This window comes from Burkholderia lata (assembly GCF_902499025.1).
In the GTDB taxonomy this organism is placed as follows: domain Bacteria; phylum Pseudomonadota; class Gammaproteobacteria; order Burkholderiales; family Burkholderiaceae; genus Burkholderia; species Burkholderia lata_C.
Genome location: NZ_CABVPW010000008.1, coordinates 181,969 through 205,684, shown reverse-complemented (window position 1 = coordinate 205,684; position 23,716 = coordinate 181,969). Strand labels below are relative to the sequence as shown.

Here is a 23,716-nt window from a genome sequence, read left to right as displayed (position 1 = left end):
TGGAACCACCAATAGCCAGGGAAACGGGGACGGGACGGCCGCCTACAGCAGGCCGTGCTGCTGCAGCTTCTTGCGCAGCGTATTGCGATTGATGCCGAGGTACTCCGCGGCGAGCGACTGGTTGCCGCCTGCCTGTACGAGCACGACCTCGAGCATCGGCTTTTCGACGCAGGACATCACCATTTCATAGACGTCGTGCGGATTGGAGCCGTCTAGATCCCGGAAATACACGTCCAGGCTCTCGCGGACACATTGTTCGATGTTGTGCTTGCTCATGCTGCTAACTGGTTATGGTCGTCCGACTCGCCCTGGCCGTTTTCCTCTTCGTCATCCACGTAGACGAGGTGGTCCGACAGCGCCTTTTGCGCCTCGAAGAATGCATTGACGGCGGCGAGCTGCTCGCGGGAGGAATCGAGCGTGTTCATCCGGTGCCGGAACCCGTTGGCACCGGAAAGGCCGCGAGTGTACCAGCCGATGTGCTTGCGCGCAGTACGGACTCCCGTGAATTCACCATAGAAAGCGTAGTGGTCTTCCAGGTGTTCGTTCATCACGTGCTGGATCTCGTCGATCCGCGGCGGGGGCAGCAGCTCGCCGGTTTGCAGGAAATGATCGATTTCGCGGAACAGCCACGGCCGACCTTGCGCGGCACGACCGATCATCAGTGCATCGGCGCCGGTTGCGTCGAGCACGGCCTTCGCCTTCGCGGGCGACGTGATGTCGCCGTTCGCGACCACCGGAATCCGCACGGCCGCCTTCACGGCCGCGATGGTGTCGTATTCCGCGTCGCCGCGGTACAGGTCGGCGCGCGTGCGGCCGTGCACGGTGAGCATCGAGATGCCGGCGGCTTCGGCCAGGCGCGCGACGGTGATCGCGTTCTTGTGCTCGCGATCCCAGCCCGTGCGGATCTTCAGCGTGACGGGCACCGCATCGGGGCCCGTGCCGACCGCCGCGACGACGGCCTCGACGATGCGCTGCACGAGCGGCTCGTTCTGCAGCAGCGCGGAGCCGGCCGCGACATTGCAGACCTTCTTCGCCGGGCAGCCCATGTTGATGTCGATGATCTGCGCGCCGTTGTCGACGTTGTAGCGGGCCGCTTCGGCCATCATCGCGGGATCGGCGCCGGCGATCTGGACCGCAATCGGTTCCACCTCGCCTTCGTGGTTCGCGCGCCGCATCGTCTTCGCGCTTTTCCACAGCTGTGCGTTGGACGCGACCATCTCGGACACGGCGTAACCGGCTCCCAGCCGCTTGCAGAGCTGGCGGAACGGACGATCCGTCACGCCGGCCATCGGGGCGACGAACAGGTTGTTACGCAATACGTGAGGGCCGATAACGGGCATCGCAATGGCACCGCCCGCGGCGGGCGCGGGCAGGGAAAGGGCAGACGGAAACGCGCATTTTACCGTATTCCCATGCCCCGCCGATTTGACCCGGTTTGAGTGGCGCGACTGTGCGCGCCGCGCGTCAGTTGCGCTGGCCGAACATCATCTGGCGCGCGATCACCTTCTTGAGCGGCGGCACGAATTCGAGCGCGGTGAGCGCAGCGCCACGCAGCAGCGGAAGCGGGCCCGAGTCGATCGTGAACAGGCGCGCCAGCGTGTCGGTTGCGCCGATCGTGAAGCGCCGGTCGAGCGCGCGCCGCGCGTTGAAGGTGGCGAGTGCGGTTGCTTCGAAGCCTTGCGCGGACAGCGTGTCGACGAGCGTATGGGCATCGCGCAGCCCGAGGTTGAGCCCCTGGCCCGCGACGGGGTGCAGGGTTTGCGCGGCATTGCCGACGATCGCGACGCGGCCGTTGACGAGCGTCTGCGCGGCGGTCAGGCCGAGCGGGAACGATGCGCGGCCCGCGATCGCGACGAAGTCGCCCATGCGTTCGCCGAACGCGCTGCCGAGCTCGCGCAGGAATGCGTCGTCGGGCAGCGCCGCGCGCCGCGCCGCTTCATCGGGCGTGCAGCACCAGACGAGCGCGTACTCGGCTTGGCGTGGCCCGCCGAGCGGCAGCAGCGCGAGCGGGCCTTCGTGCGTGAAGCGTTCCCATGCGACGTTCGGGCGCGGTGCCGATACCGTGACCGTGCCGACGAGCGCGGTCTGTCCGTAGTCGCGGCGATGCTTGCCCGTATCGGCCTGCTGTTCGTGGAACAGCCCGCCTTCGGCATTGATGACGACGCGTGCGCGCAGCGTGCGCTCACCGTGCGGGCCGTCGAGCGTCAGCGTGACGCCGTCGGCATCCTGCTGCGGCGTGCGCGCGGTGGTCGACGTGAGCCAGTCGATGCGTGTGCCGCGCACGGCGTCCGCGAGCGCCTGCATCAGCGAGCCGTAGCGCACGACATAGCCGAGCGCGGCGACGTCGTGCTCGTCGCGGTCGATCAGCGTGCGGCCGAAATGGCCGCGCTGCGATACGTGGATATGTTCGATCGGCGTCGCGTCGGCGGGCCACGCGAGCGTGTCGAGCAGCACGCGGCTGCCGTGCGACACGGCGATCGCGCGCGGGTCGTTCGCGCTCGCGGCCGGTTCGCGTGCATCGATCAGTGCGATCGACGCATGCTGCGTGGCGCTGCGGCGCGCGAGCCAGCCGGCGAGCGCGAGCCCGACGGGGCCCGCGCCGACGATGGCGAGGTCGTAGTCCGGCGTGGCCGGGGAGGAGGCGGTCGTCATCTTGATTCGTGAAACGGTGGTAACGGTCGGCGGCAGCCGGTCATGCGCCCGCGCGCATCAGCGCTTCGATCTCGTCCGCCGCGACGGGCACGCCGCGCGTGATCAGCTCGCAGCCGTGCTCGCGCACGATCGCGTCGTCCTCGATGCGGATGCCGATGTTCCAGTACTCGGGCGGCACGTCGTCGGCGGCGCGCACGTACAGGCCGGGCTCGATCGTCAGCGTCATGCCGGCCTTCAGCGTGCGCCACGGCAGCGCGCCGTTGCCGTCGCGCTCGGCGAGCCGCTCGCGGTAGTCGCCGCAATCGTGCACGTCCATGCCGATCCAGTGGCCGGTGCGGTGCATGTAGAAGCGCGTGTAGGCGCGCTCGGCGATCACGTCGTCGACGTTCGAGAAGCGCGTTTTCGGAATGATGCCGGTGTCGAGCAGCCCCTGCGCGAGCACGCGCACGGCCGCGTCGTGCGGCGCCTCGAACGGCACGCCGGCACGGGTCGCGTCGATCGCGGCCTGCTGCGCGGCGAGCACGATGTCGTACAGCGTGCGCTGCGCGGGCGAGAAGCGCCCGTTGGCCGGGAACGTGCGTGTGATGTCGGACGCGTAGCCGTCGAGTTCGCACGCGGCGTCGATCAGGATCAGGTCGCCATCTTTCGCGGTTGCGTTGCCGGCCGGGTAGTGCAGCACGCACGCGTTCGCGCCGGCCGCGACGATCGAGCCGTACGCGGGCGACTGCGCGCCATGCTTGCGGAAGACATACAGCAGCTCGGCCTCGAGCTCGTATTCGCGGACGCCGGGGCGGCACGCCTGCATCGCGCGGCGATGCGCGAGTGCGGAGATGTGCGCGGCGCGCATCATGATCGCGAGCTCGTGCTCGTCCTTCACGAGCCGCATGTCGTCGAGCAGCGGCGTGAGGTCGAGCATCGCATCGGGGGCGGCGACGCCCGTGCGTGCGAGCGCGCGCACGGCGTCGACCCAGCCCGCGAGCTGGCGGTCGAAGTCGGCCGAGGCGCCGAACCGGTAGTGCACGGTGCCCGCGTCGGCGAGCAGGCGCGGCATCTCGGTATCGATCACGTCGACTGCGAACGCCGCGTCGAAGCCGAACGTGTCGCGCGCGGCTTCGGGCCCGTAATGGAAACCTTCCCAGATTTCGCGGTCGGCATTCTTGCCGCGGCAGAACAGGACCGACTCCGGCGCGCCGTGCGGTGCGGCCGCGTTCAGCACGAGCACGGCATCCGGCTCGCTGAAGCCCGTCAGGTAGTGGAAGTAGCTGTCGAACCGGTACGGATAGTCCGTATCGCGGTTGCGCGACACTTCGGGCGCGGTGGGGACGATGGCGACGCCGCCGCCGGCGGCACGCAGTGCGGCAAGCACGCGTTCACGGCGCTGGCGGTAGACGTCGACGGCGATGGCGGTATCGAGGGGCGCGTTCATTCGTGCGATTGTAGCGCCGCGGGGCGCCGTGCGTGAGAGAGGGGCCGGAAGCCGCCTGGGAAGGCCCGCGCGGCGCTTGTTGCAAACCATCCACAGGCCGGTCGGGCGATTTTCTATCGCGCGATGCTGGCCGGTTATGATCGGCGACAACGTATACTCTCGGCGGTTCCCTTAAAAAGGCAGATGATGAAATTAATCGGTTCGCTCAGCAGCCCGTACGTCCGCAAGGCGCGGATCGTGCTGGCTGAAAAGAAGATCGACTACAAGCTGGAGCTCGAGAACGTGTGGGCGCCGGAGACGGATATTCATGCATCGAATCCGCTCGGCAAGGTCCCGTGTCTCGTGATGGAGGATGGTGCCGCGGTGTTCGATTCCCGCGTGATCTGCGAATACGTCGATACGCTGTCGCCGGTCGGCAAGCTGATTCCGCCGTCGGGCCGCGAGCGCGTCGAAGTGCGCTGCTGGGAAGCGCTCGGCGACGGCGTGATCGACGCGGCGGTCGCGATTCGCGTCGAACATACGATGCGTGACGAGGCGCAGCGCAGCGCGAGCTGGATCGCGCGCCAGCAACGCAAGATCGACGACGGTCTCGTCGCGATGTCGCAGGGGCTCGGCGGCAAGACGTGGTGCGTCGGTAATCATTACACGCTCGCCGACATCGCACTTGGCTGCGCGCTCGGCTATCTCGATTTCCGGATGCCCGAACTCAACTGGCGCGATCGCCACCCGAACCTCGACAAGTACTTCGTGAAGCTGCTGCAGCGGCCGTCGTTCGCCGACACGCTGCCGCAGAACTGAGCCGCGCGCGCATTCACGCATTCGGCAGACAAAAGAAAAGCGCCCCGCAGGGCGCTTTTCTTTTTGCCGGGCAGGGCGGCGTGCGTCACTCGATCGACGCGTACACGGCCTCGCCGAGCGTGAACGAATCGCTGCGCGCAATCGGCCACCACTTGTCGTACAGCGTAAAGCCGCAGGTGTTGCCGTCGAGCAGCGCGCCGGGCTTCAGGTACTTCAGCAACTGCGACATCAGCCGGACCTCGTGCGGCGCGATGCGCTGCACGATGTGATGCGCGCGCAGCTCGGAAGGATGCGCGAGGCCGGCCGCCTGCACGAGTTCCTGCAGCGCGTGCAGCGTGTTGCGGTGGAAGTTGTACACGCGGTCGGCCTTGTCCGGCACGACGAGTGCGCGCTGGCGCACCGGGTCCTGCGTCGCGACGCCGGTCGGGCAGCGGCCCGTGTGGCAGGTCTGCGCCTGGATGCAGCCGACCGCGAACATGAAGCCGCGCGCCGAGTTCACCCAGTCCGCGCCGATCGCGAGCGTGCGGGCGACGTCGAACGCGGTGATGATCTTGCCGCTTGCGCCGAGCTTCACGCGATCGCGCACGCCGATCCCGACGAGCGTGTTGTGCACGAGCAGCAGCCCTTCCTGCAGCGGCACGCCGACGTGGTCGGTGAATTCGAGCGGCGCCGCACCGGTGCCGCCTTCCGCGCCGTCGACGACGATGAAGTCCGGCACGATGCCGGTCTCGAGCATCGCCTTCGCGATCCCGAAGAATTCCCACGGATGGCCGACGCACAGCTTGAAGCCGGTCGGCTTGCCGCCCGACAGCGTGCGCAGACGTTCGACGAATTCGAGCAGCCCGCGCGGCGTCGAGAATTCCGAGTGCGTCGCGGGCGAGATGCAGTCCTTGCCCATCGGCACGCCGCGCGTCTCGGCGATTTCCGGCGTGATCTTCGCGGCCGGCAGCACGCCGCCGTGGCCGGGCTTCGCGCCCTGCGACAGCTTCACCTCGATCATCTTGACCTGCGGATCGGCGGCCTGCTTCGCGAACTTGTCGGGGTTGAAGGTACCGTCGTCGTTGCGGCAGCCGAAGTAGCCGGACGCGATTTCCCAGATGATGTCGCCGCCGTTTTCGCGATGGTACTTCGACAGCGAGCCTTCGCCCGTGTCGTGCGCGAAACCGCCTTTCTTCGCGCCGAGGTTCAGCGAGCGGATCGCGTTCGCGGACAACGAGCCGAAGCTCATCGCCGAGATGTTGAAGATCGAAATGTCGTACGGTTGCGCGCGGCTCGCGCCGACGCGGACGCGGAAATCGTGGTTCGGCAGCTTCGTCGGCGCGAGCGAGTGGCTGATCCATTCGTGTGCGACGGCCTTCACGTTCAGCTCGGTACCGTACGGACGGTTGTCGGCGACGTTCTTCGCGCGCTGATAGACGAGGCTGCGCTGCGCACGCGAGAACGGCTTCTCGTCGGTGTCGTCCTCGACGAAATACTGGCGGATTTCAGGTCGGATGAATTCGAACAGGAAGCGGAAGTGGCCCCAGAGCGGGTAGTTGCGCAGGATCGCGTGGCGGTCCTGCTTCAGGTCGTACAGGCCGAGGGCGACGAGGGCGACGGGAATGACGATCCAGAACCAGGAAAGTGCGTGGATCGAGGCGAGCGCGGCCGCGGCGACGAGCAGCAGGACGGCACACCACATCGCCAGATAGCGTCGTGAAAGCATGGGGACTCCGTAAGAATCTTGAAATGCCGCCATGCGTACGCTGCGCGGCGGCACGCCGGCCGCAGCGGAATCGTGTTCCGCCGGGCGCGGCGTGCCGCAAGTCTAAACCGAATATGTGTCAGCGTGCTTCGGCGAGTGCCCGCGCGGGGCCGTCCGCCGGGGCGGCCTGACCGGGCTGGCCGGCGGCCGCGGATTCGATGATCCCGCCGCCGAGGCAGATTTCGCCGTCGTACAGCACGGCCGACTGGCCGGGCGTGACCGCCCACTGCGCGTCGTCGAAAGCGAGCGAGAAGCGTGCTTCGCCTGCCGGGCCGGGCGTGGCGGCGCCGAATGCGCATGCGGCGTCGGCCTGCCGGTAGCGCGTCTTCGCACCGCACGCAAAACCTTCGGCCGGCGGTTCGCCGGCGACCCAGCTCACGTTGCCGGCGACCAGCTCGCGCGCCAGCAGCCACGGATGATCGTGGCCCTGCACGACGTACAGCGTGTTCGACGCAATGTCCTTCGCGGCGACGAACCAAGGGTCGCCGTTGCCGCTCTTGCTGCCGCCGAGGCCGATGCCCTTGCGCTGGCCGAACGTGTAGAACGCGAGGCCGATGTGTTCGCCGACGACCTTGCCGTCCGGCGTCTTCATCGGGCCGGGTTTCGTCGGCAGATAGCGGTTCAGGAAATCGCGGAACGGCCGTTCGCCGATGAAGCAGATGCCGGTCGAATCCTTCTTCTTCGCGTTCGGCAGCCCGATCTGCGCGGCGATCTCGCGCACCTTCGTCTTCGGAATCTCGCCGAGCGGGAACATCGTCTTCGACAGTTGCGCCTGGCTCAGCCGGTGCAGGAAGTACGACTGGTCTTTCGTATGATCGAAGGCCTTCAGCAGTTCGAAACGCCCGTCGCGTTCGCGCACGCGCGCATAGTGGCCGGTCGCGATCATTTCCGCGTCGAGCGACATCGCGTGGTCGAGGAACGCCTTGAACTTGATCTCGGCGTTGCACAGCACGTCGGGGTTCGGCGTGCGGCCGGCCGAGTATTCGCGCAGGAATTCGGCGAATACACGGTCCTTGTATTCCGCCGCGAAGTTGACGGCTTCCACGTCGATGCCGATCAGGTCGGCCACCGACACGACGTCGATCCAGTCCTGGCGCGTCGAGCAGTATTCGCCGTCGTCGTCGTCTTCCCAGTTCTTCATGAACAGGCCGACCACGTCGTAACCCTGTTCCTTCAGCAGCCACGCGGTCACCGACGAATCGACGCCGCCCGACATGCCCACTACTACACGGCGCTTGCTCATTTGTTGACCGCCTGACGTTCGAATGCCTCGGGGCGCGGTGCGACCGAATGCGTGTGCACGAAATCGAGCGGAATGCGCCGCCCGGCGAGGTAATCGTCGACGCAGCGCATCACCGCGGGCGAGCGATGGCGCTCGCTGCAGGCGCGCAGTTCGTCGGCGGTCATCCACAGCGTGCGGACGATGCCGTCGTCGAGCGCGTGGCCCGCGATCGGCTCGCCGGCCGCGCCGCAGAACGTGAAGCGCAGGTAGGTTGCGCCGGCGGTGCCGGGACGGTCGTAGTGCGCGAGATAGACGCCGACGAGCGCGTCGGGCGTGAACGGGTGCGCGGTTTCCTCGAGCGTCTCTCGGATCACGGCGTCGGCCAGCGTTTCGCCGGCTTCGAGATGGCCTGCCGGCTGGTTGATGCGCAGGCCCGACGAGGTTTCTTCCTCGATCATGAGAAAGCGGCCGGCGTGCTCGACGAGCGCGGCGACCGTCACATGCGGGGTCCAGATTTCGGGTTTCATGGTTCGGCATTTTACCGGTTGCGCCCGAACGGTGCCGGTCGCTGCGCTAAACAACTCCGACCCCATCAATTTGTCTGCCCGTCGATGCGCGGCGACGCCGGCCGGGCTGGCGTCGCCAACTTGCACGACCGTGCGGAGCCGCTGGTACGGCCCTCGCTTTCGCCTAAAGTGGAGAGTGAGTGTCGTCGCTCGTGAGCCGGCAGTCAGCCTGCCCGGTTCGTTGTGCAGTAGAAATCGCCACAAACGAAACACCTGCAATGACTGGAGGGACCGACGATGCATATTGGCGTGCCTGCCGAAACGCGGGCGAACGAGGCGCGTGTGGCCGCGACGCCGGAAACCGTGAAGAAATACGCGGCGGCCGGTCATCGGGTCAGTATCGCGAAAGGGGCCGGCATCGCCGCGAGTTATCCCGACGCAGCCTATGCCGACGCCGGTGCCGAGCTGACCGGCCAGCCGGCCGCTTTCGATGTCGACATCGTGCTGAAGGTCCAGGCGCCGACCGACGCCGAACTGCCGCTGCTCAAGCGTGGTGCCGTGCTGGTCGGGATGCTCGAGCCGTTCGATGGCGAGCAGGCGGCGAAGCTCGCCGCGGCCGGCGTGACGGGCTTCGCGCTCGAAGCCGCGCCGCGCACGACGCGCGCGCAGAGTCTCGACGTGCTGTCGTCGCAGGCGAACATCGCGGGCTACAAGGCCGTGCTGGTGGCTGCGACGCTGTATCCGCGCTTCTTTCCGATGCTGATGACGGCCGCGGGCACCGTGAAGGCCGCGCGCGTGCTGATTCTCGGCGCGGGCGTCGCGGGCCTGCAGGCGATCGCGACCGCGAAGCGCCTCGGCGCGGTGATCGAGGCGTCCGACGTGCGGCCGGCCGTGAAGGAGCAGATCGAGTCGCTCGGCGCGAAATTCCTCGACGTCCCGTACGAAACCGACGAAGAGCGCGACGCGGCCCAAGGCGTGGGCGGCTACGCGCGCCCGATGCCGCCGTCGTGGCTCGGCCGTCAGGCCGCGCTCGTGCACGAGCGTGCGAAGCAGGCCGACATCGTGATCACCACCGCATTGATTCCCGGGCGCCCGGCGCCGACCTTGATCTCGGTCGAAACCGTGCAGTCGATGAAGCCGGGCTCGGTACTCGTCGATCTCGCGGCCGGCCGCGGCCCGGAATTCGACGGCCGCAAGAGCGGCAACTGCCCGCTGACGGTTGCCGACCAGGTGATCGTGCACGACGGCGTGACGATTGCCGGCTACACGAATCTCGCGTCGATGGTCGCAGCGGACGCATCGGCGCTGTATGCGCGCAACCTGCTCGACTTCATGAAGCTGATCGTCACGAAGGACGGCACGCTGAACATCGACCTGACCGACGACATCGTCGCCGCGACGCTCCTGTGCCGCGACGGCGAAGTCGCGCGCAAGTAACCGGGGGGAGGAGGCGACCATGGAAGTCATCAATCACACGGTGATCAACGTGATCATCTTCGTGCTGGCGGTGTACGTCGGCTACCACGTGGTGTGGAACGTCACGCCGGCGCTGCATACGCCGCTGATGGCCGTGACCAACGCGATCTCGGCGATCGTGATCGTCGGCGCGATGCTGGCGGCGGCGCTTACCGTCGGCACGACCGGCAAGGTGTTCGGCACGCTTGCGGTCGCGCTCGCGGCCGTCAACGTGTTCGGCGGCTTCCTGGTGACGAGGCGCATGCTCGAGATGTTCCGCAAGAAGGCGCCCCGGCAGGCCGAAGGCGGCAAGGAGGGCGCGCGATGAGCATGAACGTCGTCACGCTGCTGTACCTCGTCGCGTCGGTGTGCTTCATCCAGGCGCTGAAGGGCCTGTCGAACCCGAAGAGCGCGCGGCGCGGCAACCTGTTCGGGATGGTCGGGATGGCCATCGCGATCCTCACGACGATCGCGCTGATCGTCAAGCAGGCCGCGTGGCTCGGCGCGAACCTGCCGCTCGGCATCGCGCTGGTGCTCGGCGCGCTGATCGTCGGCGGCGGCGTGGGTGCGTTCGTCGCCGCGCGCGTCGAGATGACGAAGATGCCCGAACTCGTCGCGGCGATGCACTCGCTGATCGGTCTCGCGGCCGTGTGCATCGCGTACGCGGTGGTGTCGGAGCCGGAAGCGTTCGGGCTCGTGCCGCAGGACGCGGTGTCGTCGAACTTCATCCCGTACGGCAACCGCGTCGAGCTGTTCATCGGCACGGTCGTCGGCGCGATCACGTTTTCCGGTTCGGTGATCGCATTCGGCAAGCTGTCGGGCAAATACAGGTTTCGGCTGTTCCAGGGCGCGCCGGTCGTGTATGCGGGCCAGCACCTGCTCAACCTGATGCTCGCGCTCGCGATGCTCGGCTTCGGCATCCTGTTCTTCATCACGCAGTCGTGGCTGCCGTTCATCGTCATGACCGCGATCGCGTTCGCGCTCGGCGTGCTGATCATCATCCCGATCGGCGGCGCGGACATGCCGGTGGTCGTGTCGATGCTGAACTCGTACTCGGGGTGGGCGGCGGCCGGCATCGGCTTCTCGCTGAACAACGCGATGCTGATCATCGCCGGCTCCCTCGTCGGCTCGTCCGGCGCGATCCTGTCGTACATCATGTGCCACGCGATGAACCGGTCGTTCTTCAACGTGATCCTCGGCGGTTTCGGCGGCGAGGCGGCGGCCGGTGGCGCGGCGGGCGCGAAGGAGCAGCGGCCGGTGAAATCGGGCTCGGCCGAAGACGCGTCGTTCATGCTCGGCAACGCGGAAACGGTCGTGATCGTGCCGGGCTACGGCCTTGCCGTGGCCCGCGCGCAGCACGCGCTGAAGGAGCTGACCGACAAGCTGGTCGAGAAGGGCATCGACGTGAAGTACGCGATCCATCCGGTCGCGGGGCGGATGCCGGGGCACATGAACGTGCTGCTCGCGGAAGCGGAAGTGCCGTACGAGATCGTGCACGAGATGGAGGACATCAACGGCGAATTCGGCCAGGTCGACGTCGTGCTCGTGCTCGGCGCGAACGACGTCGTGAACCCGGCCGCGAAGAACGATCTGCAATCGCCGATTGCGGGGATGCCGATCATCGAGGCGTACAAGGCGCGCACGGTGATCGTCAACAAGCGCTCGATGGCGGCCGGCTACGCCGGGCTCGACAACGACCTGTTCTACATGGACAAGACGATGATGGTGTTCGGCGATGCGAAGAAGGTCATCGAGGACATGGTGAAGTCGGTCGAGTAACGCATGCGCCGGCAGCGCGGCTCGATCGAAGAGGCCCGACCGGCGCAAGCCGGCCGGGCCTTGTTCATGGTGCGACGCGGTTCGCGACGCACGCGGCGATCGTGTCGCGTACGCGCACGATCGCCGGGTCGCGCTGCGTGCTCGTGCGCCAGCCGATTTCGACCGGGTAGTGCGGCAAGTCGACCGGGCATGCGAGCGCGCGCAGCGGCGTCGATTGCGCGATCGCGCGTGCCGCGTGCGCGGGAATCGTCGCGACCGCGTCGGAGCCGGCGAGCAGGTACGGCAACGCGGCGAAGTGCGTGGTCGACGCTGCGACGCGCCGCTTGTGGCCGAGCGTGGCCAGCGCCTCGTCGACGATCCCGATCACGCCGCCCGACGACACGAGCAGGTGGTCGCGCCGCAGGAAATCGGCGAGCGTGAGTGTGCGCGGCGGCTTCGGGCGGGTGGCCGGGTCGATCAGGCACGCATAGCCGCCCGTCGCGACCGCGCGCCGGCTGAGGCCGTTCGCCGAGAAGCCGCCGGATGCGATCGCGAGGTCGACGCCGTGCCGCAGCAGCGCGTCGCCGGCGATGCCGCTGTGCGTCTGCCGGAAGATCAGCCGGATGCCGGCGGCTTCCCGCGCCACGGCGTCGATCAGCGCGCGGCCGAGCGCGATTTCGAAGTCGTCCGACAGCCCGATCGAGATCGTGCGGCCGATGCGGTCGCCGCCGTCGGCCGCGATCGCGAGGCTTTCACGGCAACGGTCGAGCGCGTCGGACAGGATCGGCTTCAGTTCGTCCGCGCGCGGCGTCGGCGCAAGCCCGCGGCCGGTGCGCACGAACAGCGGATCGGCGTAGATCACGCGCAGCCGCGCCAGCGCCGCGCTCACCGCCGACTGCGTGAGGCCGAGCCGCAGCGCCGCGCGGCTCGCGCCGCCTTCCTCGTACAGCGCCTCGAACACTTTCAGCAGGTTCAGGTCGAGGCTGGCGATATCATCCGCATTCATGACACTTATCGTTCTATCGATTTGATCGATGACATCATATCGATAAAGATGGCGTTACCCCATTCACCGGAGACGCCTTCATGTCCACGTCAGTCATCGCCGCGCTGCAGATCGGCGCATCGCCCGCCGGCACGCGCGCCACGCTCGACACGATCCTCGGCTACGAAACCGCGATCCGCGACAGCGGCGCGTCGCTCGTCGTGCTGCCCGAGGCCGTGCTCGGCGGCTATCCGAAAGGCGAGATCTTCGGCACGCGGCTCGGCTACCGGCTGCCCGAAGGCCGCGACGCGTATGCGCGCTATGCCGCGCAGGCGATCGACGTGCCGGGGCCCGAAACCGACGAGCTGGCCGCGCTGTCGCAGCGCACCGGCGCGAGCTTCGTGGTCGGCGTGATCGAGCGCGGGGGCAGCACGCTGTACTGCACGGCGCTGTTCTTCGACCCGCGCGACGGGCTCGTCGCGAAGCACCGCAAGCTGATGCCGACCGGCACCGAGCGGCTGATCTGGGGGCAGGGCGACGGCTCGACGCTGCCCGTCGTCGACACGGCCGCGGGCCGCGCGGGCGCCGCGATCTGCTGGGAGAACCACATGCCGCTGCTGCGCTGCGCCATGTACGCGAAGGGCGTGCAGATCTGGTGCGCGCCGACCGTCGACGAGCGCGACGTCTGGCAGAGCTCGATGCGGCACATCGCGCACGAAGGGCGCTGCTTCGTCGTCAGTGCGTGCCAGGTGCAGCCGTCGCCGCGCGCGCTCGGCATCGACGTGCCGGGCTGAGATCCGGAGCGGCCGCTGATCCGCGGCGGCAGCGTGATCGTCGGGCCGCTCGGCGACCTGCTGACGGAGCCGCTGATCGGCGAAGCCGGGCTCGTGACCGCGCGCATCGATACCGATGAACTCGTGAGGGCGCGCTACGACTTCGACGTGGTCGGGCATTACGCGCGGCCCGACGTGTTCTCGCTGCACGTCGACGAGCGGCCGAAGCGGACGGTGGTGTTCGGCGCGTAGGGAAGTGGGCCGGGCGCTGTCTGGCGGCCCGGAACATGAACGGCGGCGGCGGCGCGTAGCGCGCCCGCCGTCGTGCCGCGTCAGCGCATTGGCGCTTCCGCGATCCGCATGTAGTCGGCGATCCGCCGTCCTTCCATGTCCGGAAACTGCTCGTGCACGGTGATGTCGCCCATCCGCGCGATGTCGAAGGTGCGGAAATCGTCACGCAGCTCGCACCACGCGCCGATCGTCCAGCGCCCGCCCCAGTAGACGAGCCCGAGCGGCCACACGCGGCGTTGCGAATGCGCGCCGAGCCGGTCGCGGTAGCCGAAGCTGACCACGTGGCGCGTGTCGATGGCCTGGTGGATCGCGTCGACCTTCGCGCAAAACGTCTCGTCGATGTGGAACGACGGCGCGAACACCGGCAGGCGGTCGAGCGCCGTGCGCTTGTCGGCCGGCATCGCCGACGCGATCTTCGCGAGCGCCGAGCGCGCGCCGCTCGCGAAGCGCGCACCGCCCCAGGTTTCGAGCATGCGTGCGCCCGTGGCGAGCGCCGCCAGCTCCTCGGCCGTGAACGTGAGCGGTGGCAGGCTCGCGTTGCGGTTCAGCCGGTAGCCGATGCCGGCTTCGCCTTCGATCGGCACCCCTGACAGTTGCAGGTCGCGCACGTCGCGATAGACGGTGCGCGGTGACACCGACAGCCAGTCGGCCAGCTGTTGCGCGGTCGTGAGACGACGCCCGCGCAACAGCTCGGCGATCTGGAACAGGCGGTCGGCACGGCGCGTCATGACGGCACCTCGACTCCAACGGCGATGGGGATGTCGCGATGATAGCGCCGCGCGCGCCCGACGGCCGCTGCGCTCAGTGGCATTTCGGCGCGTGCAGGCCGACGCGGTTGCCTTCGGTGTCGATCAGGTAGCCGACGTAGCCGTAGTTGTTCGGCAACTCGACGACCGTGCCCTGCACGACGCCGCCCGCGCGTTTCACGCGTTCGAGCGCCGCGACGACCGATTCGCCGGCGTTCAGGTAGACGAGCACGCCGTTCGCGCTCGGCTTCATCTGCTGCGGATCGAACACGATGCTGCCGCCCGTGCTCGATGCGTCGCGGTCGAACGTGGCCATCGGCACGCCGCCGATGACTTCGCGCTGCAGCGTCGTTTGCAGCACGGTTTCGTAAAAGCGGATCGCCCGGTCGAAATCGAGGGACGGAATGTCGAACCACGCGATCGCGCGTTCCAGCGTGGCGGTGGCAGTTGCGGACGTCATGACGAGCTCCTTGTTGCGGTGTGTGTCGTTCGGGTTCGGTGCGGAAACCAGCTTGCATTGCGCCGGGATTGCAGTGTGATCGCGGCCTGCTGACACCGTATTGTCAGTAGAGTTGTCACCCTTGACATGCAACCATTTGGTTGCATAATAAGGTCATTGACCCGGGAGCGGCATGGATCTCGTTTTCAAGGCGCTGGCCGATGCCACGCGCCGCCAGTTGCTCGACCTGCTGCACGCGAAAAGCGGGCAGACCCTGTCCGAGCTGTGCGATGGGCTCGCGATGAGCCGGCAGGCCGTGAGCAAGCATCTCGCGCTGCTCGAGGCCGCGAATCTCGTCGCGACCACGTGGCGCGGCAGGGAGAAGCTGCATTACCTGAATCCGGTGCCGATCCACGACATCGCGGAACGCTGGATCGGCAAGTTCGAGCGTCAGCGCCTGCAGGCGCTGGCGGACCTCAAGCGCGGGCTGGAAGCGGCACGCGAATCTGGAGACGACGATGAGTAATCCCGCCTTTGTGTACGTGACGTTCATTGCGTCGACGCCCGAGCGCGTGTTCGACGCGCTCACCAACGCCGAACTGACGAAGGACTACTGGGTGCGGCATCGCAACGCGTCGCCCGACTGGCGGCCGGGCTCGCGCTGGGAACATCAGGACTACGACGATCCGTCGCGCGTCGACATCGTCGGCGAAGTGGTCGAGAACGATCCGCCGCACCGGCTGGTCGTCACGTGGCGTACGCCGTCGGGGGAGAGCGGGGAATCGCGCGTGACCTACGTCGTCGAGCCGCACGAGGGCGTCGTGAAGCTGACCGTCACGCACGACGGGCTGGTGCCGGGCTCGGAGATGGATCGCGGGATTCGCGGCGGGTGGCCGGTCGTGCTGTCGAGCCTCAAGACGCTGCTCGAGACGGGGCAGGCGCTGCCGTTCACGATGGGGCGCTGGGAGTGCTCGAAGCACTGAAACGAAACACCGCCGTTGCCGCGGGTGCGGTAACGGCGGCGTTCCGGGTGCCGCGATGGGGCCGCGCCAGCGACGCCAGCGCGGCCATGATGCGGATTACGCGTCGCCTTCCGGCGTGGCCGGGCGCGCCTTCACGCTGCCGGCGATCAGGTCGAAGCGGAACAGCCGGCATTCGAGCGCGCCGTTGAACAGCGGCGTCTTTGCCGATTCGCGCAGCCGCAGCTGGCCAGGCAGCGACCGGTCGGACGTCAGCAGGAACGCCTGCCAGCCCGTGAAGCGCTGCTTCAGCGCATCGCCGAGCGCGTTGAAGAACTCGCTGTCCGGTGCGTCGGTGTGAGTACGGCGGAATGCGTCGTCGTTGCCGCGGTTGCGGCCCGTCTCGCGCACCTCGCCGCGCGCGCTGCGGCCGCGCACTTCGATCCGCTCGCCGTACGGCGGGTTCGCGAGGATGATGCCCGGGCCGTCGCACGGCGGCGTCATCCCGCGCGCGTCGACCTGCTTGAGCCAAACCGACGGCACGCCCGCGCGCTCGAGGTTCGCGCGCGCCTTCTCGAGCATGTCGCCGGAGATGTCGCTGCCGTACACGCCGAGCGCTTCGCCGCGTTTGCCGCGCGCCGCGCGCTTCGCATCCAGCGCCGGGACCTTCAGCCCCTGCCACGCGGTGATGTCGTACTGCTTGAGTTTCTCGAAGCCGAACCGGCGCTCGACGCCGGGCGCCACGCCGAGCGCGATCTGCGCGGCTTCCGCGAGGAACGTGCCGCTGCCGCACATCGGGTCGTACAGCGCGGTGCCGGGCGTCCAGCCCGTCAGGCGCAGGATGCCGGCCGCGAGGTTCTCGCGCAGCGGCGCCGCGCCCTTGTCGAGACGCCAGCCGCGCTTGAACAGCGGCTCACCGGACGTGTCGAGGTACAGCGTGCATTCGCCCGCCGTCAGGAAGGCGAACACGCGCACGTCCGGCGCACCGGTGTCGATGCTCGGGCGCGCGCCGGTCTTCTCGCGCATGCGGTCGCAGATCGCGTCCTTCACGCGCAACGTCGCGAATTCGAGGCTCTTCAGCGGCGACTTGATCGCGGTGATGTCGACGCGCAGCGTCTGCGTCGCCGCGAACCAGCGCTCCCACGGCTGCTCGAGTGCGAGCGCGTAGACGTCCTGCTCGTTGCGGTACGCGCGGTGCGCGATCTTCAGCAGGACCCGGCTCGCGATCCGCGAATGGAGGTTCGCGGCCATGCCGGCGGCCCAGCCGCCGCTGAAGTGGACGCCGCCCGGCACCTGCGCGCCCGCGGTGAACGGCGCGCCGTTCAGGTGGCGGCCGGCGATTTCGGCCAGCTCGGCGGCAAGCGCCGCTTCGAGGCCGCGCGGGCAGGGGGCGAAGAATTCGTACAGGGTGGGCGAGGACATAAGGCGGGTGAGGACGTGCAAAAGTCCACTATTGTACGCGGCGCGGGCGGCCGGGGCCGGCGTTGCGTCGCGTTTCGGTGCTTGCCGCGCGGGCCGGGGCGCCGCGCAGGCGTGCCGGGCGGCCGTGCGGCGGCGCCCGGGCGGGCACCGCCAAGCCGCCGCGGGGTCAGTGCGAGCCCGTCTGGCCGGCGCGTGCGGCCTGGCCGCTGCCCGGCCAGAACAGCGCGAGCGGGTTCTTCAGCACCGTGCGGACGATCGCGGCGATGAGCGCGCGCACCTTGGTCCGGCGCAGGCTGCGCGAGCGCACGGCCATCGTGAACGCGAGCGCGAAGCTGACGAGCACGTTGAGGATCGCCATGCTGAGCACGCCGGCGCCGGCCCACCACAGCTCGGGCGTGCCGAGCGCGTCCTTGCCCAGCACGCCGAGCGCGATGCCGATCGAGCCGGCCGACAGCGTCACGTGCCGCACCTCGAACGGGAACATGAATACGGTGACGATCGCCGGAATGAGGCCGAGCATCAGGCCGAGCCCGACGTTCGCGACCACGCCGGCCACGTTCGACCGGCAGAAGTGCGCGAGCTTCGCGGCACCGGCCGCACCGAGCGTGAGGCGCAGCCGGCGGTTGTACGTGAGCGCGTCGCCGACCCGGTGCAGTACGAACCAGTTGTCGGCCCAGCCCGCGATCAGGCTCGACGCCCACAGCAGCACGCCGGTCAGCGCCGCGTAGAGCGGCGTCGGGCCGAGCAGCGAGAACGAGTGCAGCGTCGCGTGGGCTTTTTCCGGCGAGATCAGGTTCGCGTGCAGCAGGTTGCCCGCGAACAACTGCACCAGCAGGCACACGGGCAGCACGACGAGCACGTTGCCGGAAATCGCGGCGGCCTGCGTGCGGATCAGCGCGATCACCGACGCCACGAACGCCTTCACGCCTTCCTCGTGGCCCGTGTCGTCGAGCTCGCGCGCGAGTGTCGGCGCGGTCATCGCGGGCTGCTTGGTCGCGAGCGTGAAGTGCAGGAAGTGCATCAGCATGAAGCTCGCCGCGTAATTGACGCCCGCGAGCAGCCCTTCGAGCATCGACTGCAGGTGCGCGCCCGTGATCGCGAACTTCACGCACACGGTCACGACGGTGACGAGGCCGCCGCCCGCGGCCATCCGCAGCATCTTCAGGTACTCGGCACGGCCGCGCGAGATGTAGTGCTCGCCGGTGTCCGCGTTGGTCTCGACGAGCTTGCGCGCGAACAGCGAGAAGTTGCTGCGCACGAGGTGCGACACGCTCTGGCTGTTGTGGTTCGCGTCGACGAGCTCGGCCGTCAGGTGCGCCATCCCGTGCAGGTCGTCGCGCGCCATCCAGGCGTTCAGCAGCATCTCGGCACGCAGGATGCGCATGCGCATCCGCTCGACCTGGAACACGATGTCGACCGACACGCCGTTGCGGTACAGGTGCGAGAACACGTCGTCGACGGCGATCCGGCATTCGTCGAGCAGCACGCGCAGGTAGTTCACCTCGTGCAGCAGCTTGCTCGGGTCGCCGCCGTCCTCGACGGCCGCGTGCGCGGTCTCGACCGCGAGCATCGCGCGCGTGAGGCGGTAGAACGGCTGCGTCTCGTGCGGCTTGCGCGCGTCGTCGTCGGAGAGCCGGCTGCGCACCGTCTGCGACAGGCCGGTCGAGCTGATCTGGCAGGTCAGGTTGTGCAGCGCGGCCAGCAGGTCGCGCGAGAACGAGCCCGGCTCGTGGCGCTCTTCGTCGGTGACGTCGAACGAGATCAGCTCGGCGAGGCGGGTGAGGAGATCATTGGGCAGCGCGTCGATCCATTGCGCGTCTTCCGGCGTCGGGAACATCAGCGTGAAGAGTGCCGACAACTCGCGGCGGTTCGGCGCGGGCGGGATCAGCGACGAGTCGATCCGTTCGAACAGCGCGCCGAAGAAGCCCGAGTGCACGGGCATGCCGGCGTCGCACAGCAGCGAGATGCCGTCGCATTCGCGCAGGATGCCGCGCAGGATGCGCGCGGCGTGGGTTTTCCACGCGGGATTGCGATCGAGCACGTGGAACAGGTAGCGCAGCCGCGCATGGGCCGGATACGCGCGCGCATCGGCGTCGCGATCGGCCGGCGCGTCCTGCGCGGCCTGCATCGTGCCGGTGCGGCGCAGCCAGTGCGCGAGCTCGATCAGCCATTCGCTGCGCTCGGCGTACGACGCATCGGCGTCGGCGTGCGCGAGCAGCGCATCGAGCTGGTGACCGGCATTGCGCGACGCGCGCCACTTCTTGATCAGGGTCGTCAGGGAACGAAACATAAACGGAATAGCGAAAGCCCTGGACGGGCGGGTTCGGGATGCCGGCCGGTGAAACGGCGCGGCGCCGGGGAGAACGGGTGAGACGGGGCCGGTTGCCGGACGATGCGCGGCGACCCGCGATGCGGCTGCCCCGCTGCGGTGCACGCCGATCGCGTGCGGGCGCCGGGAGGCACGGCGGTCGGGCCGAACGCGGCCCGATACCGCTGGCTGGCGCGCACGACGAACGGCGCGAGCCGGAAAGTGCGTAGGATCGTCAATCGGGCCGGAAAACGCAAGCCGACCGTATGGCAGGGCGCCGGTTCCGGCCGACTTTGACAAACAATGCAAAGTGGCCGTCCGGCCGATGGGCGCGGTGCGAGGCAGGCGGTGGCCGGGTCGCGCCGACGGTTGCCGGCGCTCGCTGCCGGACTTGCCGGGCCGGACGCAGCCTGGCGACGAACGCTGCGTCGAACGCTCGCCTGCGCGCCCGACGCTTACGTGCCGGACTTGCCCGTCGCGCCGGCGTCGCCGCCGGACGTCGGGTTGGCCGGGCACGGCACGACCGGCGCGGCGGCCGTCTTGCTGCCGGCCGCAGGTGCCGTCGAAGCAGGTACGCCGCGGCGCGCGGCCATCGCGCGCACGCCGGCCGCGGCTTGCGTGGCAATCACATCGAGCGCGCGCCGGTGGCCGGCGACGAGCGCGTCGTAGCCGTCGGCGACCGGTTCCGCGACGCTCGTGCGGCACGTCATCACGGCCTGCGTGGCGAGCGAGCGCACGCTCCACACGGCGTCGACCGCCGCGCGCTTGGCCGGCCACGATTCGAAGCGCTGCACGTTCACGCTGATGCGATACACGGGCACGCCGGGCGGATAGGCGGAATTCGCGACGTCGATCGTACCGAGCTGCGCGGCGAGATCGTCCGACAGCGCGCGGCGGATCTCGTCGGCGGGCGGCGACGCCCAGCGTTCCTGCTCGAGCACGTCGACCTGTGCGGCGTTCTTCTGTACGACCAGCTGGTTCTTCGCGACCTGTTCGGGCACGCCGACGGACGGCACTTCGATCAGGAACGCCGGGTTGGCCGGCGCGGTGCGCAGCGGCGTGGCGGCGTCGGCCGGGCTGAGCGTGTAGAACCGCGCGGGCGGCGAGCTGCACGCGGCAAGCGCGAGGGCGGCGACAGCCGCCGCCGCACCGCTCGCGAAACCGTTCACGCGTGTCGTCATGGTTGATCTCCTGGCTTGCCCTTGAGCAGCGATTCGGGGTGACGCTCGAGGTAGTCGGCGAGCGCGTTCAGCGACTGCAGCGTGCGCGTGAGCTCCTTCAGCGCGCCGCGCACGTCGGATTGCAGCGGCGAATCCTGCTGCAGCGTCGCTTCGGCGGTCGAGAAGGTCTGCTTCGCGGCCGACAGCGTGTCGCGCGCTTCCGGCGCGACCTGCGTGTCGAGCTGCTTGAACAGCTTGTCGGCGTTCGACAGCGCGCTGTTCAGGTTCGCGCCGATCTGGTCGAACGGCACCTTGTCGAGCTTCTTCGCGATGTCGGCGACCTGCAGCTGCAGCTCGTCGAGCGTGTTCGGCACGGTCGGCAGCTCGAGCGGCTGGCGTGCCGTGTCGATTTTCGCCGGCTGCGCCTTCGGGAAGAAGTCGAGCGCGACGTACAGCTGGCTCGTCAACAGGTTGCCGGTGCGCAGCTGGCCGCGCAGTCCGTGCTGGACGAGCCGCTCGACGATCTCGCGGCGGGCCGGTTCGCCCTTGCTCTCGATCGTCTCGCGGAAGCGGCGGCCGAGGCGCTCCGGATAGATGTTCATCGTCACCGGCATCAGGAAGTTCTTCGTCTTCGGATCGAAGTCGATGCCGATGTTCGTCACCTCGCCGAGCACGATGCCGCGGAAGTCGACCGTCGCGCCGACGGCGAGCCCGCGCAGCGACTGGTTGAAGTTCATCACCACCTGCAGCGGCTGGCCGTCCGGGTCGCGCATCGCGTCGCTCTCGTCGGAGCCGAGGCGGAAGGTCGAATTGTTCGGCGCGGTCGTGCCGGAGCCCTGGTTCGGCGGCGTCTGGAACGCGATGCCGCCAAGGATCACCGTCGCGAGCGACTGCGTGTTCAGCTTCAGGCCGCTCGAATCGAGCCGCAGGTCGACGCCGCTCGCCTGCCACCAGCGCGAGTTCACGCCCACGTACTGGTCGTACGGCGCGTTGACGAACACCTGGAACGTGACGCCCGTGCCGTCCTTGTCGAGCGAGAAGCCGACCACCTGGCCGACCTGCACGCGCCGGTAGTAGACCGGCGAACCGATGTCGACCGAGCCGAGCGAATCGCCACGCAGCACGTATTGCGTGCCCTTCTGGTCGCCGGTGACGGCCGGCGGTGTCTCGAGACCCGTGAAGTCGGTCTGGTAATCCTGCGAGCGCCCGGCGTCGACGCCGATGTACGCGCCGGACAGCAGCGTGCCGAGCCCCGACACGCCGGTCGCGCCGACGCGCGGCCGCACGATCCAGAAGCGCGAGTCCTTGACCGCGAAGTCTTCGGCTTCCTTCTTCAGCTGGACCTGGACGAGCACGCGCGTCAGGTCTTTCGACAGCTTGATCGTCTTGACCATGCCGATCTCGACGTCCTTGTACTTGACCTGGGTCTTGCCGGGCTCGAGCCCTTCGGCGCTGTGGAAGCTGATCGTGACTTCCGGGCCGCGCTCGCGCACGGACTTGATCACGAGGCCGATGCCGATCAGCGCGGCGATCAGCGGCACGAGCCAGACGAGCGACGGCAGCCAGCCGCTTTTCGTCGAGATCGTCGGATCGGGCGGCCGGGGCGCGTCGTGCTGCGGGCCTTGTGGACTATTCATGGTGATTCCCTGAGGTTTCGACTGGATCCCAGATCAGGCGGGGATCGAACTGCATCGACGCGAGCATCGTCAGGATCACGACGGAACCGAACGCGAGCGCGCCGGGGCCGGCCGTGATGATGGCGAGCGAACGAAAATGGACGAGCGCGACGGTCAGCGTCACGACGAAGATGTCGAGCATCGACCAGCGGCCGATGCGCTCGACGATCCGGAACAGGCGCGTGCGCTGCAGCGGCCGCCAGGCGGTGCGGCGCTGCGCGCTGATCACGAGGATCAGCAGCACGCCGAGCTTGAGCATCGGCACGAGGATGCTCGCGACGAACACGACGACCGCGAGCGGCCAGTCGCCGGAGACCCAGAAATAGATGACGCCGCTCATGATCGTGTCTTCCTGCGAGCCGACGATCGACGCCGTGCGCATGATCGGAAGCAGGTTCGCCGGAATGTACAGGATCGCGGCCGCGAGCAGCAGCGCCCACGTGCGCATCAGGCTGTTCGGCGTACGGAAATGGAGCGCGCTGCCGCAGCGCGCGCAGTGCGCGTGCGGATGATCGAGTGTCTGCACGAGCCCGCATGCGTGACAGCTGGCGTAGCCCTCGCGGGCCGCGGTCGGGATCGTCATCGGCGGGCGGCGTCCGGCAGCGGGGCGGCATCGTCGGGCTGCCCGGGCGAGCGCCCGGCGCGCAGGTCGTCGGCGATGTCCCACAGCGTGCGCGGATCGAACATCAGCACGACGGCGATCATCAGCGTGAGCGCGGCGAACGCGAACAGCGCGGCATCGGGAACGACTCTTGCGAGACTCACCATCTTCACGATCGTGACGAGGATCCCGAGCATGAACACCTCGATCATGCCCCACGGTCGCACGAGCTCGATCGCGCGCAGCACCAGGTTGAAACCGGGCGGTACGAGGCCGCGCCGCATCGGCAGCAGCAGGTACAGCAGCGCGGCCATCTCGACGAGCGGGAACAGCACGGTCGAGCAGAACACCATCACGCCGACGATCGCCATGTCCTGGTGCCACAATGAATCGATCGCACCGATCAGCGTGGTCTGCACGCGGTTGCCGTTCACGTCCATTTCGAGGATCGGGAACGCCTGCGCGATCGTGAACGTGATCAGCGCCGCGAGCGCGAGCGCGCAGATCCGCTCGATCTGCGCGGCGCTGTTGCGATAGAGCAGCGCGTCGCAGCGCGGGCAGCGCGCGGATTCACGTCCGCTCAGGCGCGGTTTGTGCAACAGTGCGTCGCACTCGTGACAGGCAATCAGGTCGTTTCGTTGCATGGAAAAGGCAGTTGTGCGACGGCTGGGGAGACGCGTCGACGGGGCCGGAACCCGCGCCAATCTTACCAAAAGGCCTTTTTCGGCGTGTCAACGATCGTGTGTTCGGTGACTGATCGGTAACATGACAGGAAACTGTCAGACGGCTGGCGCG

22 protein-coding genes and 1 pseudogene are annotated in these 23,716 nt (G+C 68.4%); 7 read left to right on the top strand and 16 right to left on the bottom strand.

From position 1 onward, the window contains the following. Window positions 1-42: 42 nt before the first annotated feature. The 4 genes from BDI24065_RS10735 to BDI24065_RS10720 all read right to left on the bottom strand — a co-directional run bounded on the left by BDI24065_RS10735 (window position 43) and on the right by BDI24065_RS10720 (window position 4,078). Window positions 43-276, bottom strand: coding sequence for a Fis family transcriptional regulator (locus BDI24065_RS10735; protein ID WP_006476892.1), 234 nt, complete (start codon window positions 274-276; stop codon window positions 43-45). Further along, window positions 273-1,340, bottom strand: a complete 1,068-nt coding sequence (dusB, locus tag BDI24065_RS10730; protein WP_174386055.1) for a tRNA dihydrouridine synthase DusB — start codon at window positions 1,338-1,340, stop codon at window positions 273-275. Before dusB ends, BDI24065_RS10735 begins: the two co-directional genes overlap by 4 nt. Before the next feature lie 124 nt (window positions 1,341-1,464). Then, window positions 1,465-2,652, bottom strand: a complete 1,188-nt coding sequence (locus tag BDI24065_RS10725) for a UbiH/UbiF/VisC/COQ6 family ubiquinone biosynthesis hydroxylase (protein ID WP_175031216.1) — start codon at window positions 2,650-2,652, stop codon at window positions 1,465-1,467. Between the two features lie 40 nt (window positions 2,653-2,692). Continuing rightward, window positions 2,693-4,078, bottom strand: a complete 1,386-nt coding sequence (locus tag BDI24065_RS10720; RefSeq protein WP_175031215.1) for an aminopeptidase P N-terminal domain-containing protein — start codon at window positions 4,076-4,078, stop codon at window positions 2,693-2,695. Window positions 4,079-4,261: 183 nt separating this feature from the next. On the opposite strand from BDI24065_RS10720, the gene BDI24065_RS10715 reads away from it, so the two are divergent. Beyond that, entirely contained in the window at window positions 4,262-4,876 is a 615-nt protein-coding gene (locus BDI24065_RS10715) for a glutathione S-transferase family protein (RefSeq protein WP_175016047.1), read from the top strand. An 85-nt stretch (window positions 4,877-4,961) separates the two neighbouring features. On the opposite strand, the gene BDI24065_RS10710 is transcribed toward BDI24065_RS10715, so the two are convergent. From BDI24065_RS10710 to BDI24065_RS10700, 3 genes are all read right to left on the bottom strand, one after another. Next, window positions 4,962-6,581, bottom strand: a complete 1,620-nt coding sequence (locus tag BDI24065_RS10710) for an FMN-binding glutamate synthase family protein (RefSeq protein ID WP_175031214.1) — start codon at window positions 6,579-6,581, stop codon at window positions 4,962-4,964. A gap of 118 nt (window positions 6,582-6,699) precedes the next feature. Next, window positions 6,700-7,863: a tRNA 2-thiouridine(34) synthase MnmA gene (gene mnmA, locus BDI24065_RS10705; protein ID WP_175031213.1), complete on the bottom strand. Its 1,164-nt coding sequence runs from the start codon at window positions 7,861-7,863 to the stop codon at window positions 6,700-6,702. Further along, on the bottom strand, window positions 7,860-8,369 hold the full coding sequence (locus BDI24065_RS10700) for an NUDIX hydrolase (protein ID WP_043191182.1): 510 nt from the start codon (window positions 8,367-8,369) through the stop codon (window positions 7,860-7,862). The genes mnmA and BDI24065_RS10700 overlap by 4 nt, the downstream gene beginning before the upstream one ends. A 276-nt stretch (window positions 8,370-8,645) precedes the next feature. Here BDI24065_RS10700 and BDI24065_RS10695 point away from each other — a divergent pair, with 276 nt between their 5' ends. Genes BDI24065_RS10695 through BDI24065_RS10685 form a run of 3 tightly spaced genes read left to right on the top strand, consistent with a single transcriptional unit; the run spans window position 8,646 to window position 11,582 of the window. After that, window positions 8,646-9,785, top strand: a complete 1,140-nt coding sequence (locus tag BDI24065_RS10695; protein WP_175031212.1) for a Re/Si-specific NAD(P)(+) transhydrogenase subunit alpha — start codon at window positions 8,646-8,648, stop codon at window positions 9,783-9,785. 19 nt (window positions 9,786-9,804) lie between these two features. After that, on the top strand, window positions 9,805-10,131 hold the full coding sequence (locus BDI24065_RS10690; RefSeq protein WP_175031211.1) for an NAD(P) transhydrogenase subunit alpha: 327 nt from the start codon (window positions 9,805-9,807) through the stop codon (window positions 10,129-10,131). After that, window positions 10,128-11,582, top strand: a complete 1,455-nt coding sequence (locus BDI24065_RS10685) for an NAD(P)(+) transhydrogenase (Re/Si-specific) subunit beta (RefSeq protein ID WP_175031210.1) — start codon at window positions 10,128-10,130, stop codon at window positions 11,580-11,582. The genes BDI24065_RS10690 and BDI24065_RS10685 overlap by 4 nt, the downstream gene beginning before the upstream one ends. A 64-nt stretch (window positions 11,583-11,646) precedes the next feature. Here BDI24065_RS10685 and BDI24065_RS10680 read toward each other — a convergent pair whose 3' ends face one another. Further along, the gene (locus BDI24065_RS10680; RefSeq protein WP_175031209.1) at window positions 11,647-12,567 is read right to left on the bottom strand and encodes a LysR family transcriptional regulator; all 921 of its coding nucleotides are present in this window, start codon (window positions 12,565-12,567) and stop codon (window positions 11,647-11,649) included. A gap of 80 nt (window positions 12,568-12,647) precedes the next feature. Here BDI24065_RS10680 and BDI24065_RS10675 point away from each other — a divergent pair. Further along, a pseudogene (locus BDI24065_RS10675) lies at window positions 12,648-13,571 on the top strand (carbon-nitrogen hydrolase family protein). Between the two features lie 80 nt (window positions 13,572-13,651). On the opposite strand, the gene BDI24065_RS10670 reads toward BDI24065_RS10675, so the two are convergent. After that, window positions 13,652-14,338 (bottom strand): helix-turn-helix transcriptional regulator, encoded by a 687-nt coding sequence (locus BDI24065_RS10670; protein WP_069746174.1) that lies wholly within the window; start codon window positions 14,336-14,338, stop codon window positions 13,652-13,654. A 73-nt stretch (window positions 14,339-14,411) separates the two neighbouring features. Beyond that, window positions 14,412-14,816 carry a VOC family protein gene (locus tag BDI24065_RS10665; protein ID WP_175031208.1) on the bottom strand — a complete coding sequence of 135 codons (405 nt, stop codon included), beginning with the start codon at window positions 14,814-14,816 and terminating at the stop codon, window positions 14,412-14,414. A 172-nt stretch (window positions 14,817-14,988) separates the two neighbouring features. Here BDI24065_RS10665 and BDI24065_RS10660 point away from each other — a divergent pair, with 172 nt between their 5' ends. Then, entirely contained in the window at window positions 14,989-15,321 is a 333-nt protein-coding gene (locus BDI24065_RS10660; RefSeq protein WP_175031207.1) for an ArsR/SmtB family transcription factor, read from the top strand. Beyond that, the gene (locus BDI24065_RS10655; protein WP_175031206.1) at window positions 15,314-15,778 is read left to right on the top strand and encodes an SRPBCC family protein; all 465 of its coding nucleotides are present in this window, start codon (window positions 15,314-15,316) and stop codon (window positions 15,776-15,778) included. The genes BDI24065_RS10660 and BDI24065_RS10655 overlap by 8 nt, the downstream gene beginning before the upstream one ends. A gap of 96 nt (window positions 15,779-15,874) precedes the next feature. Here the strand turns inward: BDI24065_RS10655 and BDI24065_RS10650 are convergent, their stop codons facing one another. The 6 genes from BDI24065_RS10650 to BDI24065_RS10625 form a co-directional block, all read right to left on the bottom strand. Continuing rightward, window positions 15,875-17,176, bottom strand: a complete 1,302-nt coding sequence (locus tag BDI24065_RS10650) for a THUMP domain-containing class I SAM-dependent RNA methyltransferase (RefSeq protein ID WP_174974104.1) — start codon at window positions 17,174-17,176, stop codon at window positions 15,875-15,877. Window positions 17,177-17,342: 166 nt separating this feature from the next. Further along, window positions 17,343-19,466, bottom strand: a complete 2,124-nt coding sequence (locus tag BDI24065_RS10645; RefSeq protein ID WP_175031205.1) for a site-specific recombinase — start codon at window positions 19,464-19,466, stop codon at window positions 17,343-17,345. 473 nt (window positions 19,467-19,939) lie between these two features. After that, entirely contained in the window at window positions 19,940-20,665 is a 726-nt protein-coding gene (locus tag BDI24065_RS10640) for a PqiC family protein (RefSeq protein ID WP_175031204.1), read from the bottom strand. Next, window positions 20,662-22,281, bottom strand: a complete 1,620-nt coding sequence (locus BDI24065_RS10635) for an intermembrane transport protein PqiB (protein ID WP_175031203.1) — start codon at window positions 22,279-22,281, stop codon at window positions 20,662-20,664. The genes BDI24065_RS10640 and BDI24065_RS10635 overlap by 4 nt, the downstream gene beginning before the upstream one ends. Beyond that, window positions 22,274-22,903, bottom strand: a complete 630-nt coding sequence (locus tag BDI24065_RS10630) for a paraquat-inducible protein A (protein WP_046544963.1) — start codon at window positions 22,901-22,903, stop codon at window positions 22,274-22,276. The genes BDI24065_RS10635 and BDI24065_RS10630 overlap by 8 nt, the downstream gene beginning before the upstream one ends. Then, the gene (locus BDI24065_RS10625) at window positions 22,900-23,565 is read right to left on the bottom strand and encodes a paraquat-inducible protein A (RefSeq protein WP_175031202.1); all 666 of its coding nucleotides are present in this window, start codon (window positions 23,563-23,565) and stop codon (window positions 22,900-22,902) included. Before BDI24065_RS10625 ends, BDI24065_RS10630 begins: the two co-directional genes overlap by 4 nt. Window positions 23,566-23,716: the final 151 nt, after the last annotated feature.

Coding starts and splice junctions, on each gene's coding strand:
- BDI24065_RS10670 (WP_069746174.1), bottom strand. CDS start 14,338: ATGACGCGCCGTGCCGACCGCCTGTTCCAGATCGCCGAGCTGTTGCGC.
- BDI24065_RS10690 (WP_175031211.1), top strand. CDS start 9,805: ATGGAAGTCATCAATCACACGGTGATCAACGTGATCATCTTCGTGCTG.
- BDI24065_RS10720 (WP_175031215.1), bottom strand. CDS start 4,078: ATGAACGCGCCCCTCGATACCGCCATCGCCGTCGACGTCTACCGCCAG.
- BDI24065_RS10710 (WP_175031214.1), bottom strand. CDS start 6,581: ATGCTTTCACGACGCTATCTGGCGATGTGGTGTGCCGTCCTGCTGCTC.
- BDI24065_RS10685 (WP_175031210.1), top strand. CDS start 10,128: ATGAGCATGAACGTCGTCACGCTGCTGTACCTCGTCGCGTCGGTGTGC.
- BDI24065_RS10700 (WP_043191182.1), bottom strand. CDS start 8,369: ATGAAACCCGAAATCTGGACCCCGCATGTGACGGTCGCCGCGCTCGTC.
- BDI24065_RS10660 (WP_175031207.1), top strand. CDS start 14,989: ATGGATCTCGTTTTCAAGGCGCTGGCCGATGCCACGCGCCGCCAGTTG.
- BDI24065_RS10735 (WP_006476892.1), bottom strand. CDS start 276: ATGAGCAAGCACAACATCGAACAATGTGTCCGCGAGAGCCTGGACGTG.
- BDI24065_RS10665 (WP_175031208.1), bottom strand. CDS start 14,816: ATGACGTCCGCAACTGCCACCGCCACGCTGGAACGCGCGATCGCGTGG.
- BDI24065_RS10630 (WP_046544963.1), bottom strand. CDS start 22,903: ATGACGATCCCGACCGCGGCCCGCGAGGGCTACGCCAGCTGTCACGCA.
- BDI24065_RS10725 (WP_175031216.1), bottom strand. CDS start 2,652: ATGACGACCGCCTCCTCCCCGGCCACGCCGGACTACGACCTCGCCATC.
- BDI24065_RS10655 (WP_175031206.1), top strand. CDS start 15,314: ATGAGTAATCCCGCCTTTGTGTACGTGACGTTCATTGCGTCGACGCCC.
- BDI24065_RS10640 (WP_175031204.1), bottom strand. CDS start 20,665: ATGACGACACGCGTGAACGGTTTCGCGAGCGGTGCGGCGGCGGCTGTC.
- BDI24065_RS10635 (WP_175031203.1), bottom strand. CDS start 22,281: ATGAATAGTCCACAAGGCCCGCAGCACGACGCGCCCCGGCCGCCCGAT.
- mnmA (WP_175031213.1), bottom strand. CDS start 7,863: ATGAGCAAGCGCCGTGTAGTAGTGGGCATGTCGGGCGGCGTCGATTCG.
- dusB (WP_174386055.1), bottom strand. CDS start 1,340: ATGCCCGTTATCGGCCCTCACGTATTGCGTAACAACCTGTTCGTCGCC.
- BDI24065_RS10650 (WP_174974104.1), bottom strand. CDS start 17,176: ATGTCCTCGCCCACCCTGTACGAATTCTTCGCCCCCTGCCCGCGCGGC.
- BDI24065_RS10680 (WP_175031209.1), bottom strand. CDS start 12,567: ATGAATGCGGATGATATCGCCAGCCTCGACCTGAACCTGCTGAAAGTG.
- BDI24065_RS10645 (WP_175031205.1), bottom strand. CDS start 19,466: ATGTTTCGTTCCCTGACGACCCTGATCAAGAAGTGGCGCGCGTCGCGC.
- BDI24065_RS10625 (WP_175031202.1), bottom strand. CDS start 23,565: ATGCAACGAAACGACCTGATTGCCTGTCACGAGTGCGACGCACTGTTG.
- BDI24065_RS10695 (WP_175031212.1), top strand. CDS start 8,646: ATGCATATTGGCGTGCCTGCCGAAACGCGGGCGAACGAGGCGCGTGTG.
- BDI24065_RS10715 (WP_175016047.1), top strand. CDS start 4,262: ATGATGAAATTAATCGGTTCGCTCAGCAGCCCGTACGTCCGCAAGGCG.